Annotated in this window: 13 protein-coding genes; 9 read left to right on the plus strand and 4 right to left on the minus strand. The window is 69.8% G+C overall.

All coding sequences use genetic code 11. From position 1 onward, the window contains the following. Position 1: 1 nt before the first annotated feature. From ACYVO7_RS22100 to ACYVO7_RS22125, 6 genes are all read left to right on the plus strand, one after another. Entirely contained in the window at positions 2-208 is a 207-nt protein-coding gene (locus ACYVO7_RS22100) for a tautomerase family protein (RefSeq protein WP_406855117.1), read from the plus strand. Further along, on the plus strand, positions 208-1,092 hold the full coding sequence (gene sucD, locus ACYVO7_RS22105; RefSeq protein WP_460451943.1) for a succinate--CoA ligase subunit alpha: 885 nt from the start codon (positions 208-210) through the stop codon (positions 1,090-1,092). The genes ACYVO7_RS22100 and sucD overlap by 1 nt, the downstream gene beginning before the upstream one ends. 173 nt (positions 1,093-1,265) lie before the next feature. Further along, positions 1,266-4,232 (plus strand): 2-oxoglutarate dehydrogenase E1 component, encoded by a 2,967-nt coding sequence (locus ACYVO7_RS22110; protein ID WP_460452000.1) that lies wholly within the window; start codon positions 1,266-1,268, stop codon positions 4,230-4,232. Between the two features lie 77 nt (positions 4,233-4,309). Then, complete coding sequence (gene odhB, locus ACYVO7_RS22115) at positions 4,310-5,563, plus strand: 2-oxoglutarate dehydrogenase complex dihydrolipoyllysine-residue succinyltransferase (RefSeq protein ID WP_460451944.1); 1,254 nt, start codon at positions 4,310-4,312, stop codon at positions 5,561-5,563. A 169-nt stretch (positions 5,564-5,732) separates the two neighbouring features. Continuing rightward, positions 5,733-7,130 (plus strand): dihydrolipoyl dehydrogenase, encoded by a 1,398-nt coding sequence (gene lpdA / locus ACYVO7_RS22120; RefSeq protein WP_460451945.1) that lies wholly within the window; start codon positions 5,733-5,735, stop codon positions 7,128-7,130. 97 nt (positions 7,131-7,227) lie between these two features. Further along, the gene (locus tag ACYVO7_RS22125) at positions 7,228-9,402 is read left to right on the plus strand and encodes a methyl-accepting chemotaxis protein (protein WP_460451946.1); all 2,175 of its coding nucleotides are present in this window, start codon (positions 7,228-7,230) and stop codon (positions 9,400-9,402) included. Between the two features lie 20 nt (positions 9,403-9,422). Here the strand turns inward: ACYVO7_RS22125 and ACYVO7_RS22130 are convergent, their stop codons facing one another. Continuing rightward, entirely contained in the window at positions 9,423-9,989 is a 567-nt protein-coding gene (locus ACYVO7_RS22130) for a DUF4337 domain-containing protein (RefSeq protein ID WP_460451947.1), read from the minus strand. A gap of 74 nt (positions 9,990-10,063) precedes the next feature. Beyond that, positions 10,064-10,993 (minus strand): tyrosine recombinase XerC, encoded by a 930-nt coding sequence (locus ACYVO7_RS22135; RefSeq protein WP_460451948.1) that lies wholly within the window; start codon positions 10,991-10,993, stop codon positions 10,064-10,066. Between the two features lie 90 nt (positions 10,994-11,083). On the opposite strand from ACYVO7_RS22135, the gene ACYVO7_RS22140 reads away from it, so the two are divergent. After that, positions 11,084-13,288, plus strand: a complete 2,205-nt coding sequence (locus tag ACYVO7_RS22140; protein WP_460451949.1) for a primosomal protein N' — start codon at positions 11,084-11,086, stop codon at positions 13,286-13,288. 15 nt (positions 13,289-13,303) lie between these two features. Here ACYVO7_RS22140 and ACYVO7_RS22145 read toward each other — a convergent pair whose 3' ends face one another. Then, on the minus strand, positions 13,304-13,630 hold the full coding sequence (locus ACYVO7_RS22145) for a type II toxin-antitoxin system PemK/MazF family toxin (RefSeq protein ID WP_460451950.1): 327 nt from the start codon (positions 13,628-13,630) through the stop codon (positions 13,304-13,306). Then, positions 13,617-13,847, minus strand: coding sequence for a hypothetical protein (locus ACYVO7_RS22150; protein ID WP_460451951.1), 231 nt, complete (start codon positions 13,845-13,847; stop codon positions 13,617-13,619). The genes ACYVO7_RS22145 and ACYVO7_RS22150 overlap by 14 nt, the downstream gene beginning before the upstream one ends. Positions 13,848-14,150: 303 nt before the next feature. Here ACYVO7_RS22150 and ACYVO7_RS22155 point away from each other — a divergent pair, with 303 nt between their 5' ends. Further along, positions 14,151-14,711: a F0F1 ATP synthase subunit delta gene (locus ACYVO7_RS22155; RefSeq protein ID WP_460451952.1), complete on the plus strand. Its 561-nt coding sequence runs from the start codon at positions 14,151-14,153 to the stop codon at positions 14,709-14,711. Continuing rightward, positions 14,711-16,240 carry a F0F1 ATP synthase subunit alpha gene (gene atpA / locus ACYVO7_RS22160; protein WP_406855127.1) on the plus strand — a complete coding sequence of 510 codons (1,530 nt, stop codon included), beginning with the start codon at positions 14,711-14,713 and terminating at the stop codon, positions 16,238-16,240. Before ACYVO7_RS22155 ends, atpA begins: the two co-directional genes overlap by 1 nt. Positions 16,241-16,244: the final 4 nt, after the last annotated feature.

A 16,244-nucleotide genomic window follows, 5' to 3' on the forward strand; every position in this document is an offset into this window, starting at 1 on the left:
CATGCCCTTCGTGAACCTCAAGACCACGACGACCAACCTGACCCGGGAGACGAAGGCCCAGGTCGTGCGCGAGTTCAGCGAAACGCTCGTGCGCGTCCTGGGAAAGAAGCCGGAGAGCATCCATATCGTCATCGACGTCGTCGAGGACGAGAACTGGGGCCACGCCGGATCGCTCGTCGCCGACACCCGTAATCTTGCGAGGGACTGATGTCCGTTCTCATCGACGCCAATACGAAGGTCATCACCCAGGGATTTACCGGCAAGAACGGCACCTTTCATTCCGAGCAGGCGATCGCCTACGGGACGAAGATGGTCGGCGGCACGTCGCCGGGTAAGGGCGGCTCCACCCATCTCGGCCTGCCCGTCTTCGACACGGTGGCGGAAGCGCGCGAGAAGACCGGCGCCGACGCCTCGGTGATCTATGTCCCGCCGGCCGGCGCGGCCGACGCCATCTGCGAGGCGATCGCGGCGGAGATCCCGCTGATCGTCGCCATCACGGAGGGCATCCCGGTGCTCGACATGGTGAAGGTGAAGCGCGCCCTGCAGGGCTCGAAGTCCAGGCTCGTGGGTCCGAACTGCCCCGGCGTGATGACGGCCGGCGAGTGCAAGATCGGCATCATGCCCGGCAACATCTTCAAGAAGGGCAATGTCGGCATCGTGTCGCGGTCCGGAACCCTCACCTATGAGGCGGTGTTCCAGACCACCCGCGAAGGCCTCGGCCAGACGACGGCCGTCGGCATCGGCGGCGACCCCGTCAAGGGCACCGAGTTCATCGAGGTGCTGGAGCTGTTCCTGGCCGATCCCAAGACCGAGTCGATCATCATGATCGGCGAGATCGGCGGCTCGGCCGAGGAGGACGCGGCGCAGTTCCTGGCCGACGAGGCCAAGCGCGGCCGCAAGAAGCCGACGGTGGGCTTCATCGCCGGCCGCACGGCGCCTCCCGGCCGCCGCATGGGCCACGCCGGCGCGATCATCTCGGGCGGCAAGGGCGGCGCCGAAGACAAGATCGCCGCCATGGAAGCCGCCGGCATCCGCGTGTCGCCCTCGCCCGCCAGGCTCGGCAAGACGCTGGTGGACGTGCTGAAGGGCTGAGCCGAACCCTTCTCCCCGAAACGGGGAGAAGGTGGCCGAGCGCAGCGAGGTCGGATGAGGGGAGCGGCGGAACAACCCTCATCCCAGCCCTCTCCCCGTCCCGGGGAGAGGGGGAAGATGGCGGTCCTCCGCCAAAGAATTCGACGGCGCCGCATGGGCGCGGGAGAGACATGATGGCACGGCAGGACCAGAACGACGCCCTTTTGCAGACCTCGTTCCTGTATGGCGGCAACGCCGCCTATATCGAGGATCTGTACGCCAAGTACGAGGCGGACCCGAATGCGGTCGACGCCGAGTGGCGGGCGTTCTTCGGCGCGTTGAAGGACGACAAGGCGTCCGTGGAGAAGAGCGCCCGCGGCCCCTCCTGGGCGCGGCCCGGATGGCCGATCGCCGCCAATGGCGAGCTCGTCTCCGCGCTCGACGGCAACTGGGGCGCGGTCGAGAAGATCGTCGCCGACAAGCTGAAGGGCAAGGCGCTCGCCGCCCCGAAGGGCTCCGAGGTCTCGCAGGCCGAGCTCATGCAGGCGACGCGCGACTCCGTGCGCGCTCTGATGATGATCCGCGCCTACCGCATGCGCGGACACCTGCACGCCGACCTCGACCCGCTCGCCATCGCGACGCGCACCGACCACGAGGAGCTCGACCCCTCCTCCTACGGCTTCACCGAGGCCGACTGGGACCGCAAGATCTTCATCGACCACGTGCTGGGGCTGGAGTTCGCCACCATCCGCGAGATGCTGGCGATCCTGAAGCGGACCTATTGCTCCACCATCGGCTACGAGTTCATGCACATCTCCAATCCGGCCGAGAAGGCCTGGATCCAGGAGCGCGTGGAGGGGCCGGACAAGGAGATCGCGTTCACCCGCGAGGGCAAGCGCGCCATCCTCAACAAGCTGGTCGAGGCCGAGGGCTTCGAGAAGTTCATCGACGTCAAATACACGGGCACGAAGCGCTTCGGCCTCGACGGCGGCGAGGCCCTGATCCCCGCGCTGGAGCAGATCATCAAGCGCGGCGGCAATCTCGGCGTGAAGGAGGTCGTGGTCGGCATGGCCCATCGCGGCCGCCTCAACGTGCTCACGCAGGTGATGGCCAAGCCCCACCGCGCCTTGTTCCACGAGTTCAAGGGCGGCTCCTACGCGCCCGACGAGGTCGAGGGCTCGGGCGACGTGAAGTACCATCTGGGCGCCTCGTCCGACCGCACCTTCGACGGCAACAACGTCCACCTCTCGCTCACCGCCAACCCGTCGCATCTGGAGATCGTCGACCCGGTCGTGCTCGGGAAGGTGCGCGCCAAGCAGGACCAGCTCAACGACGTGGTCGAGCGCAGCAAGGTGATGCCGCTGCTGATCCATGGCGACGCGGCCTTCGCCGGCCAGGGCGTGGTGGCCGAGTGCCTGGGGCTGTCCGGCCTGAAGGGCCACCGCACCGGCGGCTCCCTGCACGTCATCATCAATAACCAGATCGGCTTCACCACCTATCCGCGCTATTCGCGCTCCTCGCCCTATCCGTCCGACGTGGCCAAGATGATCGAGGCCCCGATCTTCCACGTGAACGGCGACGATCCTGAGGCGGTGGTGTTCGCCGCCAAGGTGGCGACCGAGTTCCGGCAGCAGTTCCACAAGCCTGTCGTCATCGACATGTTCTGCTACCGCCGCTTCGGCCACAACGAGGGCGACGAGCCGGCCTTCACCCAGCCGCTGATGTACAAGCGGATCCGCCAGCAGCCGACCACGCTGGAGATCTACTCCAGGAAGCTGATCGGCGAAGGCGTCGTCACCGAGGGCGAGGTCGAGAAGATGCGCGCCGACTGGCGGGCGCGGCTCGAGGCCGAGTTCGAGGCCGGCCAGGCCTACAAGCCCAACAAGGCCGACTGGCTCGACGGCCGCTGGGCCGGCCTGAAGGCCGTCAAGGAAGAGGAAGAGGATCCCCGGCGCGGCCAGACCGGGCTGGCGATCGACCAGCTCAAGCTCATCGGCGAGCGCATCACCACCGCGCCCGAGGGGTTCAACGTCCACCGCACGATTCAGCGCTTCCTGGACAATCGCCGCAAGGCGATCGACAGCGGCGAGGGCATCGACTGGGCGACCGGCGAGGCGCTGGCCTTCGGCTCGCTCGTGCTGGAGGGCCATCCGGTCCGCCTGTCGGGCCAGGATTCCGAGCGCGGCACCTTCTCGCAGCGCCATTCGGTGCTGATCGACCAGGAGACGGAGGCGCGCTTCACGCCCCTGAACCACATCAAGGACGGCCAGGCCCGCTACGAGGTCATCAACTCGATGCTCTCCGAGGAGGCCGTGCTGGGCTTCGAGTATGGCTACTCGCTGTCGGAGCCCAACGCCCTGACGCTGTGGGAGGCGCAGTTCGGCGACTTCGCCAACGGCGCCCAGGTGGTGTTCGACCAGTTCATCTCGTCGGGCGAGCGCAAGTGGCTGCGCATGTCGGGCCTCGTTTGCCTGCTCCCGCACGGCTATGAGGGCCAGGGCCCGGAGCACTCCTCCGCCCGCCTGGAGCGCTTCCTGCAGATGTGCGCAGAGGACAACATGCAGGTCGCCAACATCTCGACGCCGGCGAACTACTTCCACGCCCTGCGCCGCCAGATGAAGCGCGACTTCCGCAAGCCGCTGATCCTGATGACGCCGAAGTCGCTGCTGCGCCACAAGCGCGCCGTGTCGCGGCTCGACGAGATGGGGCCGGGCTCCTCGTTCCACCGCCTGCTGTGGGACGACGCCCAGATCCTCAAGGGCGAGAAGATCAAGCTCGCCAAGGACAACAAGATCCGCCGCGTCGTGCTGTGCTCGGGCAAGGTCTATTACGACCTCTACGAGGAGCGCGAGAAGCGGGGGGTGGACGACGTCTACCTGCTGCGCGTCGAGCAGCTCTATCCCTTCCCGGTGAAGGCGCTGGCCGCCGAGCTCGCCCGCTTCAAGAACGCGGACGTGGTCTGGTGCCAGGAGGAGCCCAAGAACATGGGATCCTGGACCTTCGTGGAGCCCTACCTGCGCTGGGTCCTGGCGCGTTCCGGCATGAAGGTGAAGGAGCCGCGCTACGCCGGCCGCCCGGCTTCCGCCGCGACCGCCACCGGCCTGATGTCCAAGCACCTGGCGCAGCTTCGCGCCTTCCTGGAGGAGGTCTTCGCGGTCTGACCGCCGAGACCCCCCTTCCGTCCCGCCTCAACCTTTCCCGCCTTCAGGGCCGTCCGCCCGCATCCCCAGACTGCAACATGGCGACTGACATCCGCGTTCCGACCCTCGGCGAGTCGGTGACCGAAGCCACCATCGGAAAGTGGTTCAAGAAGCCCGGCGACGCCGTGAAGGCGGACGAGGCGCTGGTCGAGCTGGAGACCGACAAGGTCACGCTCGAGGTCAATGCGCCGGCCAGCGGCGTGCTGTCCGAGATCGCCGCCAAGGACGGCGAGACCGTGGGAGTCGGCGCGCTGCTCGGCTCCATCACGGCCGGGGACGGCGCCCAGACCGCGGCTCCGGTCGCCAAGGCCGCCCCGCAGCCCAAGCCCGAAGACACGCCGAAGCAGGCGCCCGCCGCCCCGGCCCCTGCGCCCGCGCCGGCGAAGACTCTCCCCGCCGGGACGCCCCAGGCTCCCTCCGTCCAGCGCCTCGCGGCCGAGAGCGGCGTCGATCCCGCGGCCGTGGGCGGCAGCGGCAAGGACGGCCGGGTCACCAAGGGCGACATGCTGGCCGCCATCGCCACCGGCGCTTCGGCTCCGGCGCCCGTCGCGGCTCCGGTCCAGATGCGCGCGCCCAGCGCGCCGGACGACGCCTCCCGCGAGGAGCGGGTGCGCATGACCAAGCTGCGCCAGACCATCGCGCGCCGCCTCAAGGAGGCCCAGAACACGGCCGCGATGCTGACGACCTTCAACGAGGTCGACATGACCGAGGTCATGGCGCTGCGCGCCAGGTACAAGGACATCTTCGAGAAGAAGCACGGCAACAAGCTCGGCTTCATGGGCTTCTTCGTGAAGGCCTGCGTGCAGGCCCTGAAGGAGATCCCGGCCGTGAACGCCGAGATCGACGGCACGGACCTCGTCTACAAGAACTACTACCACGTCGGCATCGCGGTCGGCACCGACAAGGGCCTCGTGGTCCCGGTGGTGCGCGACGCCGACCAGCTCTCCATCTCGGGCGTCGAGAAGACCATCGCGGATTTCGGCAGGCGCGCCCGCGACGGCCAGCTCAGGATCGACGAGATGCAGGGCGGCACCTTCACGATCACCAATGGCGGCATCTACGGCTCGCTGATGTCGACCCCGATCCTGAACGCGCCGCAGTCGGGCATCCTGGGCATGCACAAGATCCAGGAACGCCCCATGGCGGTCGGCGGTAAGATCGAGATCCGCCCGATGATGTACCTGGCGCTCTCCTACGACCACCGCATCGTCGACGGCAAGGAAGCCGTCACCTTCCTGGTGCGCGTCAAGGAAGCCCTGGAGGACCCGGCGCGCCTCGTGCTGGATCTCTGATCTGGAAGACAAGCCGCGGCGCCGTCCCTCCCCTTCAGGGGAGGGTGGACCGCGAAGCGGGACGGGTGGGGCCTCCTTCACCACCGCCCACCCCACCCGTCAGGCGCTGCGCGCCTGCCACCCTCCCCTGCAGGGGAGGGACGCAAGTCCCACTGCGGAGCAGTTTCCCATGTCCTACGACCTCATCGTCATCGGCACCGGCCCCGGCGGCTATGTCTGCGCCATCCGGGCCGCGCAGCTGGGCCTCAAGACCGCCGTGGTCGAGAAGCGCAAGACGCATGGCGGCACCTGCCTGAACATCGGCTGCATCCCCTCCAAGGCGCTGCTGCACGCCTCGGACATGTTCGAGGAGGTCACGCACGACTTCCCGGCGCTGGGCGTCAAGGTCGGCACGCCCGAGCTCGACCTGCCGGCGATGATGAAGCACAAGGACGACACGGTGGCGGCCAACGTCAACGGCGTCGGCTTCCTGCTCAAGAAGAACAAGGTCGACGCCTTCCACGGCACGGGCGTGATCACGGCCCCCGGCCAAGTCCAGGTCACGGCCGAGGACGGCTCCGAGCAGACGCTGGAGACCAAGGCCATCGTGATCGCCACCGGCTCGGACGTCGCGCCGCTGCCGGGCGTCGCCATCGACGAGAAGGTGATCGTCTCCTCCACGGGCGCGATCGCGCTCGACAAGGTCCCGGCCAAGATGCTGGTGGTGGGCGCGGGCGTGATCGGCCTGGAGCTCGGCTCCGTCTGGCGCCGCCTCGGGGCCGAGGTCGCGGTCGTCGAGTTCCTCGACCGCATCCTGCCCGGCATGGACGCCGAGGTCGCCAAGCAGTTCCAGCGCATCCTCGAGAAGCAGGGCGTGTCCTTCACGCTCGGCCACAAGGTCACCAAGGTGGAGACCAACCAGGGCGGCGCCAGCGTCACCATCGAGCCCGCCCAGGGCGGCGAGGCCAAGACCATCGACGCCGACGTGGTGCTGGTCGCCATCGGCCGCCGGCCCTACACGGAAGGCCTCGGCCTCGAGCAGGTCGACGTGGCGCTGGAGCGCGGCCGCGTCGTCATCGACGAGCACTTCCAGACCAACGTGCCGGGAATTTTCGCCATCGGCGACGTGGTGCGCGGCCCGATGCTGGCCCACAAGGCCGAGGACGAGGGCGTCGCCATGGCCGAAATCCTGGCCGGCAAGGCCGGCCACGTTAACTACAACGTCATCCCGGGCGTGGTCTACACCATGCCGGAGGTCGCCTCCGTCGGCCAGACCGAGGAAGAGGTGAAGGCCGCCGGCGTCGCCTACAACATCGGCAAGTTCCCGTTCACGGCCAATGGCCGCGCCCGCGCGGTGCGCCATTCGGACGGCTTCGTGAAGGTGATCGCCGACGCCAACACCGACCGCGTTCTCGGCGTCCACATCATCGGCGCCGGCGCGGGCGAGATGATCCACGAGGCCGCCGTTCTGATGGAGTTCGGCGGCTCGTCGGAAGACCTCGCCCGCACCTGCCACGCGCACCCCACCATGAGCGAAGCCGTCAAGGAAGCCGCCATGGCGGTGGAGAAGCGGGCGATTCACATCTGACGCCCGTTCCGCCTCCCGCCGGTCGCCGGCGGGAGGACTCAGTTTCTTCACCTGTCTCCGTTAATCAGGGGGTTAAAGCCTCCAGGCGGAGCAGGTCATGCAACTCCCAGCTATAAATCTGTCGATATCTGCACGGATTACTATTCTAAGTTGTATCTTTATTTCGGGCCTGCTTGTCGTCGGCGGGGCCTATGTGGTGGGGCGGGACCGGGTGGCCGCCGCCTTCGACGAGGCCCAGGGCTTCGCCGCGATCGGCCGGCAGGCGCAGCGGGTCGCGATCGACCAGACCAGCCTGAAATCCATCAGCCGGGACCTGCGCTTCCGCCGCGACGACGCAGACGCCGAGCGCTTCTCCGCGGAGCTCGCGGGCCTGCGCAAGTCGGTCGAGACCCTCGGCGCCCTCCCCTACGCCGAGCGCTACGCCAAGGATCTCGCCGCAGCGGCGGCCGAAGTCGCCGCGATCGCGTCGGAGTTCGGCGCCGTCCAGGAGTTGAAGGCCCGGATCGGCGGCGACGGCCAGGACGGGCTCGTCAAGGATCTGGCCGACGCCTCCTCGCGCCTGACCAACAAGGCCCGCAACGACATCGCCGACGAGGACGCGCCGCTGGCCGAGCGGATGCTGCAGGGGCTCGCCACCATGCGGGCGACCGAAGCCGAGTTTCGCCGCACGACCGATGTCAGCCAGCTCGGAGGCTGGGAGGTCGCCAAGGGCCGGGTCGAGCGCGCGATCGGCAAGCTGCATGCCGACGAGGCCGCCAAGGCGGCGCTCGAGGCCGACATCGCCGCGATCGGGACGCGCTTCGCCGCCTGGAGCGACGCCGAGGCCGAATTCGTGCGCGCCGCCGAGAAGCTGACCGGCTCCTTCGACGTGATCGCCCCCGTCCTGACCTCCCTGGAGGAGAACGTCGCCGCCGACAGCCTTGGCGCGGCCGAGCGGCTGGTGGCCGCCCAGGCCCTGACCCAGCAGATCATCCTGGCCACGATCTTGGCGGCGCTGGGCGTCGGGCTGCTCGCTTCCCTGGTGGTGGCGCGCACGACCTCGCGCCCCCTTGCGGGGCTGCGCGACGCCATGCTCGACCTGGCGTCCGGATCGACCGTCGGCGAGATCCCGGCGCGGAGCCGCCAGGACGAAATCGGCCAGATGGCGCGCGCGGTGCTCGGCTTCCAGCAGGCGGCGATCGACCGCGAGCGCCTGGAGCGCGAGGCCGTGGCCCAGCGCGAGCTCTCGGAAGCCGATCGCCGGCGCGCCGACGCCGAGCGCCAGGCCGCCGAAGCCGAGCGGGCGGCCCTTGCGGCCGAGCAGTCGCGGATCGTCGAGACCCTGGCGGGCGCGCTCCGGCGCCTCGCCGCCGGAGATCTCGCGGTCCACATCGCGGAGGCCTTCCCGCCCGAGTATGACGCGCTCAAGCACGACTTCAACGATGCGGCGGCGCAGATGCGGCGCGCCATCCAGGAGGTGCTCGGCGCCGTGGAGGCGATCCGCGTCGGCGTAGCCGAAGCGGCCCGCGCCTCCGGCGACATGGCGCGGCGCACCGAGACCCAGGCCGCCTCCCTGGACGACACCGGCCAGAGCGCCCGCGAGCTGGCCGCCTCCGTCAAGGCCTCCTCCGCCTCCTCGGTGGCGGCCGCCAATGAGGCCCGCCAGGCGATGTCCGTCGCCGAGCGCGGCGGAGCGATCGTGGTCGACGCCGTCGACGCCATGGGCCGGATCGAGGCGGCCTCGAACCGCATCAGCGAGATCTCCAGCGTAATCGACGGCCTGGCCTTCCAGACCAACCTGCTCGCCCTCAACGCCGCCGTCGAGGCGGCGCGGGCCGGCGAGGCCGGCAAGGGCTTCGCCGTCGTGGCCAGCGAGGTCCGGACCCTGGCGCAGCGCGCCGGCGAGGCGTCGCGCGACATCGGCGGCCTGATCGCCGCCACGGCGGCGGAGATCACCCAGGGCGCCGGCCTGGTGCGCTCCACCGGCGAGGCGCTGTCGCAGATCGTCCAGGCCGCCCGCAAGGTGGCGGGCGACGTCGACGCGATCTCGGGCGCGGCCGGCGAACAGATGCGCCAGCTCACCGCCATGAGCGAGGCCTTCGCGGACATGGACCACGTGACCCAGCAGGACGCCGCCTTCGCCGAGGAGAGCGCCACGTCGGCCCAGTCCCTGGCCGAGCAGGTCGACCGCCTGGCCGAACTCGTCGCGGTCTTCCGCACCCATGACGAGGCGGACCGCCGCGCCGCGCGCGAGCAGGCCCATCCGGGCCTGCGGCTTCGCGCCGCCGGCTGAGGCCGGCGCGCGTCGCCCGCTCAGAACAGATGCACGGCCATCGGGGCGAACACCGCGATGGCCATGAAGGCCATGCCGAAGACGCCGAGGCCGGCCGCGACCCAGACCAGGGCGGCGATGCCGGTGATGATCGACGACGACGCGATCACGATGGCGAGCTGCAGCGCCGCCGACGAGACCTCGTAGTGGTCGTGCTTGCGGGCGTAGAGGTCGCGCTTCTCCTCGGCGGCCTTCGCCCGGGCGGCGAGCTCCTTGCGGCCCTCCTGGGTGTCGGGCTCGCTGTCATAGCGGGCCACGGTCGCCTTCCAGGCGTCGATGCGCTTTTGCATCACCGCCTTGGCGGCCGCGTCCTGCGTCAGCTCCATGTTGACCTCGAGCGCCTCCTGGGCGGCGCGCACCACGGTGCCGCGCACCGTCTTGGCCTGGAAGAACGCCCAGAGATTCGACGCCTCGACATTGGCGGCCAGCGAGTTGGTCTGCGATTCGTTGCCGCCCTGCTCCGAGAAGGCCAGGAACAGCGCCAGGATCCCGATCAGCAATGCGATCTTTTTGTTTCCGCCCTCCACGGGGCCGGCGTCGTGCGACATGAGTGAGCTCCCTCCCGGATCGCGCGGATTTGTCGTGCGATTCGCGCCATGCGCAAGGGGGACGGCGGCGGGCGTCACGCCCGCGGATGCGCGGCCCTGTAGGCGGCGAGCAGCCGCGAGGCGTCGACCTCGGTGTAGATCTGGGTGGTGGACAGCGAGGCGTGGCCGAGGAGCTCCTGGATGGCCCGCAGGTCCCCGCCCCGCGCCAGGAGATGCGTCGCGAAGGAGTGCCGCAGCGCATGGGGCGTCGCCGTGTCGGCGAGGCCGAGCGCGCCGCGCAGGCGCTCCATCGCGAGCTGGATGATGCGGGGCGACAGCGGTCCGCCCTTCTGGCCGCGGAACAGCGGCTCGGCGGGCGCGAGCGCGTAGGGACACAGGCTGACATATTCGGCGATGGCGGCCGTGACCTGGGGGATCACCGGGACCATGCGGGTCTTGCCGCCCTTGCCGGTGACCACGATGGCGTCCTGCCCGCCCAGCGGAGCGTCGCTGCGGCGCAGGCCCAGCGCTTCGGAGATGCGCAGGCCGCATCCATAGAGCAGCGCCAGGACGGCGGCGTCTCGGACCAGCACCCAGGCCTCGCGGTCCTCGCCGGCGCGCAGGTCCGGATCGGCGAGGCGCCGGGCGCTGGGCGCGCTGATCGGCTTCGGCAGGCTCTTCTGCAGCTTGGGGCCGCGGATCGCCGACAGCGCCGAGGCGTCCGCCAGCCCTTCGCGCTCCAGGAAGCGCAAGGCCGACCGGATCGACGCCAGGCCCCGCATCAGCGAACGGCTGCCGACGCCGCCCATGCGCCGCGACGCCATGAAGGCGCGGATGTCGGCGGGCTTCAGGGCGCCGACGTCAGCCAGCGACGCCGGGCCGCCCCGGCGCTCGGCCAGGAAGCCGACGAACTGGCGCATGTCCCGCTCATAGGCCTCCAGCGTCTTGGGCGACAGGCGGCGCTCGGACGCGAGGTGGCGCGTCCAGCGGTCGAGTTCGCGGCGGAGGTCGTCGGAGGCCGGCATGACGGCAGACTGCCCCAGGAGAGTGAAGCGCGGGTGAACGGCCCGGCGCGACGCTGCCGCGCGGACGCGAATCGATGCTAATGCTCCGGCATGTCGGCGCCTCCGCGAAGCTCCCCGGATCTCCAGGCCAGCGGCGCCCTCATCGCCGAGGTGCTGACGCCCGTGGCGCTCGACCAGACCTACTCCTATGTGGTGCCGCCCGGCCTGGAGCTGGAGCCGGGCGCGGTCGTGCAGGCGCCCTTCGGCCCGCGCGAGACGGTCGGAGTGGTCTGGGAGCTGCGCCGCGGCGCTTCCGGATCCAACCTGAAGGCGGTGACCGCCCGCATGCCGGGACCGGCCCTGACCGAGGCGCATCGCCGCTTCGTCGACTGGGTCGCCCGCTACACGCTGGCGCCGCGCGGCATGGTGCTCAGGATGGCGCTCCGCGCGCCCGAGGGCGACCCGCCCGAGCGCATGCTGACCGGCGTGCGGCTGGCCGGCCCGCCGCCCGCCCGGATGACCCCCGCCCGCGCCCGCGTCATCGCCGTGGCCCAGAAGGGCGCGGTCACGCCCAAGCGCGAGCTCGCCGAGGCCGCCGGCGTGAGCGTCGGCGTGCTGGACGGCCTCATCGACGAGGGCACGCTGGAGACCGTCGGCGTCCCGCCGGCCCCGATCGCGCCCACGCCGGATCCGGACCATGCCCATACCAGCCTCGAGCCCACCCAGCAGGAGGCGGCCGACGCTCTCGGCGAGGCGGTGCGGTCGGCCTCCTTCTCGGTGACGCTGCTGGAGGGCGTGACCGGATCGGGCAAGACCGAGGTCTATTTCGAAGCTGTCGCCGCCGCCATCCGGGCCGGACGGCAATCCCTCATCATGTTGCCCGAGATCGCCCTCACGGCGCAGTTCCTCGCCCGTTTCGAGGCGCGCTTCGGCGTCAGGCCCGCCGAGTGGCACTCCGGCGTGGCCGGACGACGGCGGGAACGCACCCACGCCGCCGTCGCGTCCGGGGAGGCGCTGGTGGTCGCCGGCGCGCGCTCCGCGCTGTTCCTGCCCTTCCGCGTGCTGGGGCTCGTGATCGTCGACGAAGAGCACGAGCACGCCTACAAGCAGGAGGACGGCGTGCACTACCACGCCCGCGACATGGCGGTGGTGCGCGGCCGGATCGAGGGCGCGCCCGTGGTGCTGGCCTCCGCGACCCCCTCCATCGAGAGCCGCGTCAACGCGGAGCAGGGCCGCTACCGCCATCTGCGCCTGCCGGGCCGCTTCGGCGGCAGGGCGATGCCTGATCTGACCGCTGTCGACATGCGCCGCGACGGGCCGTCGCGCGGCCGCTGGCTGTCGCCGCGCCTCGTCGCCGCCGTGCGGGAGACGCTGGAGCGCGGCGAGCAGGCGCTGCTTTATCTCAACCGCCGCGGCTACGCCCCGCTGACGCTGTGCAACGCCTGCGGCCACCGGTTCCAATGCCCGAACTGCACGGCCTGGCTGGTGGAGCACCGCTTCCGCCGCGCGCTCGTCTGCCACCATTGCGGCCATGTCGAGCGTCGGCCCGACGCCTGCCCGGAATGCGGGGCGGTCGACAGCCTCGCGGCGTGCGGCCCGGGCGTGGAGCGGCTCGCCGAGGAGGTGGCCGAAGCTTTTCCGCAAGCCCGGTCGCTTGTCTTGTCGTCGGACTTCCCTGGCGGGACGGAGCGGCTGAAGCGCGAGCTCGAGGCCGTGGCGGCCGGCGACTTCCAGATCGTCGTCGGCACGCAGCTCGTCGCCAAGGGGCACAATTTCCCCAAGCTGTCGCTGGTCGGGGTGGTGGACGCCGATCTCGGGCTCGCCTCGGGAGATCCGCGAGCGGGCGAGCGCACCTTCCAGGTGCTGCAGCAGGTCACCGGCCGCGCCGGCCGCGGCGACACGACGGGGCGCGCGCTGCTGCAGACCTTCCAGCCGGACCACCCCGTCATGCGGGCGCTCCTGTCGGGCGACGCCGAACGGTTCTACCGCGAGGAGATCGCGATGCGCCGGGCCGCCGGCCTGCCGCCCTTCGGCCGGCTCGCCGCCGTGGTGGTCTCGGCCGCGGACCGCGCCGCCGCCGAAGGGCACGCCAGGGCGCTGGCGCGCTGCGCGCCGGGCCACCCGGAGGTCATCGTGCTCGGCCCCGCCGAAGCGCCGATCGCCGTGGTGCGCGGCCGGCACCGGTTCCGGATGCTGGTCAAGACCGCGCGCGAGTTCCCCATGCAGGACTGGCTGCGCGGCTGGCTGGCCGCCGGACCCAAGATCACCGGCAACACGCGCGTGCAGGTGGACGTGGACCCGATGAGCTTCTTGTGAGGCCTCGAGGCGCGTTCAGAGCGGCAGGCCGAGTTGCGTCAGGACCGCTCGTTCGACCGCTTTCATGTCCTTCGCGGACAGCGCGCCCAGACGCGACTTGAAGCGCAGCTTTGACACCGTGATGAGCTGATCGGCCATGACCTTGCTGGTCGCGCCATCGATTTGGACCACCGCCTCGCTCGGATAGACCCGTCCGGCGTTGCTCGTGAGCGGCGCAACCTGGAGCCGATTCAGGGCAGCATTCGCGGCGTTGTTGCTCACGATGACCGCCGGCCTGGTCTTACGGACCTCTCCGCCGATCAACGGATCAAAATCGATCCGCCAGACTTCACCGCGCCGCATCGACGCCGTCGCCGATGAGCGCTTCGCTCCAGGCCAGGGCCTCGGCTTCCCGCTCCCGATCGAGCACCAATGCGGCGTAGGCCTCGTCCAGGGTTTCTTTGACGACATGCGGGCGCGCCAGATCCTCAAGGAACCGGCTCATGTTGCGGCGCCCGACCACGCGAACGAGCCCGTCATACACCGCTTCGTCGATGCTGATTGTCATTCGCTTCTGCATTCTGGCCTCCCACAGCGTGTGCATATATGCATCCCCGATCCTTGGCGCCGGGTGAAGCATGGCGGGGCGCCCGCCCTCCCCAAAAGTCGCGCGTCGCCGGGACGCTCGTCGGGTTGCACGCCCCGGATCATCATGCTAGTTCACGCGCGCCTTTCGGACCGGCGTCGAGACGGGGTTGCGCGCAGCGCGACATGTCGAGCGCGGGTCCGTTCCACTCCAGACGTGGCGCCACGCTTTGTCCTTCGCCGATTTCTCGCGCGCAGGTCCGTGGCGCGAAGCGTCGGGACAGATGAGAGACGGCCGGTGGCTCAAGAGAACACGATCGTTTCCGGTGTGGCCGGCCGCTACGCGGCCGCGCTGTTCGAACTCGCCCAGGAGGCGAACGCGATCGACGCCGTCGGCGGCGACCTCGACCGGTTCGACGCCCTCATCGCCCAGAACGCCGACATGGAGCGCTTCGTGCGCAGCCCGGTGTTCTCGGCCGAAGACCAGGAGAAGGCCATGGGCCCGATCCTGGCGCAGATCGGGATCACGGGCCTGACGGCCAACTTCCTGAAGCTGGTCGCGGCCAAGCGCCGCCTCTTCGCGGTCCACGACATGGTGCGGGCCTACCGCACTTTGGCGGACCAGCAGAAGGGCGTCGTCCGCGCGCAAGTCACCGTCGCCTCGCAGCCTTCCGAGAAGGTGCTGGGCGACATCAAGCAGGCCCTGAAGGATGTGGCCGGTGAGAAGGTCGAGGTCGACGTCAAGGTCGACCCGGCGATCATCGGCGGCATCGTCGTGAAGCTCGGCTCCAAGATGGTCGATGCTTCCCTGCGCACGAAACTCAACGGCATTCGAACCGCGATGAAAGAGGTCGGCTGATGGATATCCGCGCCGCAGAAATCTCCGCGATCCTCAAGGAGCAGATCAAGAATTTCGGCTCCGAGGCAGAGGTCACCGAGGTCGGGCAGGTTCTGTCCGTCGGTGACGGCATCGCCCGCGCCTACGGGCTCGACAACGTCCAGGCGGGCGAGATGGTCGAGTTCGAGAACGGCGTGCGCGGCATGGCGCTGAACCTCGAGACCGACAATGTCGGCATCGTGATCTTCGGCTCCGACCGCGACATCAAGGAAGGCCAGACGGTCAAGCGCACCGGCGCCATCGTGGACGCCCCCGTCGGCAAGGGCCTGCTCGGCCGCGTCGTCGACGCGCTCGGCAACCCGATCGACGGCAAGGGCCCGATCGTCGCCGACAAGCGCATGCGCGTCGACGTGAAGGCGCCCGGCATCATCCCGCGCCAGTCGGTGCACGAGCCGATGGCCACCGGCCTCAAGGCCGTGGACGCCCTGATCCCGATCGGCCGCGGCCAGCGCGAGCTGATCATCGGCGACCGCCAGACCGGCAAGACCGCGATCGCGCTCGACACGATCCTGAACCAGAAGGCGATCAACCAGTCGGGCGACGAGAGCCAGAAGCTCTACTGCGTCTACGTCGCCATCGGCCAGAAGCGCTCCACCGTCGCCCAGTTCGTGAAGGTGCTCGAGGAGCAGGGCGCCCTGGAGTACTCGATCATCGTCGCCGCCACGGCGTCGGATCCGGCCCCCATGCAGTTCCTGGCGCCGTTCACCGGCTGCACCATGGGCGAGTATTTCCGCGACAACGGCATGCACGCCGTGATCATCTATGACGACCTGTCCAAGCAGGCCGTCGCCTATCGCCAGATGTCGCTGCTGCTGCGCCGCCCGCCGGGCCGCGAGGCTTACCCGGGCGACGTGTTCTACCTGCACTCCCGCCTGCTCGAGCGCGCCGCCAAGCTGAACAAGGACCAGGGCTCGGGCTCGCTGACGGCGCTGCCGGTCATCGAGACGCAGGCCAACGACGTGTCGGCCTACATCCCGACCAACGTGATCTCGATCACGGACGGCCAGATCTTCCTGGAGACCGACCTGTTCTACCAGGGCATCCGCCCGGCCGTGAACGTCGGCCTGTCGGTGTCGCGCGTGGGCTCCTCGGCCCAGACCAAGGCGATGAAGAAGGTCGCCGGCAAGATCAAGGGCGAACTGGCGCAGTACCGCGAGATGGCGGCCTTCGCGCAGTTCGGCGGCGATCTCGACGCCACCACGCAGCGCCTTCTGAACCGCGGCGCCCGCCTGACCGAGCTCCTGAAGCAGCCGCAGTTCTCGCCGCTGCAGATGGAAGAGCAGGTCGCGGTGATCTACGCCGGCGTGAACGGCTATCTCGACCAGCTGCCCGTGAACCGCGTCCGCGCCTTCCAGGACGGCCTGCTCAGCTCGCTGCACGCCAACCACAAGGACCTGATGGATGCGATCCGCACCTCCAAGGACCTGTCGGACGACAGCGCCAAGAAACTGAAGGACGTCGTCGACGCCTTCGCCAAGTCGTTCGCCTGATCTG

This window comes from Alsobacter sp. SYSU BS001988 (genome assembly GCF_054796215.1).

Bases quoted from the DNA above. Each gene is read 5' to 3' on its own strand.
- ACYVO7_RS22100 (WP_406855117.1), top strand. From the start codon at position 2: ATGCCCTTCGTGAACCTCAAGACCACGACGACCAACCTGACCCGGGAG.
- sucD (WP_460451943.1), top strand. From the start codon at position 208: ATGTCCGTTCTCATCGACGCCAATACGAAGGTCATCACCCAGGGATTT.
- ACYVO7_RS22110 (WP_460452000.1), top strand. From the start codon at position 1,266: ATGGCACGGCAGGACCAGAACGACGCCCTTTTGCAGACCTCGTTCCTG.
- odhB (WP_460451944.1), top strand. From the start codon at position 4,310: ATGGCGACTGACATCCGCGTTCCGACCCTCGGCGAGTCGGTGACCGAA.
- lpdA (WP_460451945.1), top strand. From the start codon at position 5,733: ATGTCCTACGACCTCATCGTCATCGGCACCGGCCCCGGCGGCTATGTC.
- ACYVO7_RS22125 (WP_460451946.1), top strand. From the start codon at position 7,228: ATGCAACTCCCAGCTATAAATCTGTCGATATCTGCACGGATTACTATT.
- ACYVO7_RS22130 (WP_460451947.1), bottom strand. From the start codon at position 9,989: ATGTCGCACGACGCCGGCCCCGTGGAGGGCGGAAACAAAAAGATCGCA.
- ACYVO7_RS22135 (WP_460451948.1), bottom strand. From the start codon at position 10,993: ATGCCGGCCTCCGACGACCTCCGCCGCGAACTCGACCGCTGGACGCGC.
- ACYVO7_RS22140 (WP_460451949.1), top strand. From the start codon at position 11,084: ATGTCGGCGCCTCCGCGAAGCTCCCCGGATCTCCAGGCCAGCGGCGCC.
- ACYVO7_RS22145 (WP_460451950.1), bottom strand. From the start codon at position 13,630: ATGCGGCGCGGTGAAGTCTGGCGGATCGATTTTGATCCGTTGATCGGC.
- ACYVO7_RS22150 (WP_460451951.1), bottom strand. From the start codon at position 13,847: ATGCAGAAGCGAATGACAATCAGCATCGACGAAGCGGTGTATGACGGG.
- atpA (WP_406855127.1), top strand. From the start codon at position 14,711: ATGGATATCCGCGCCGCAGAAATCTCCGCGATCCTCAAGGAGCAGATC.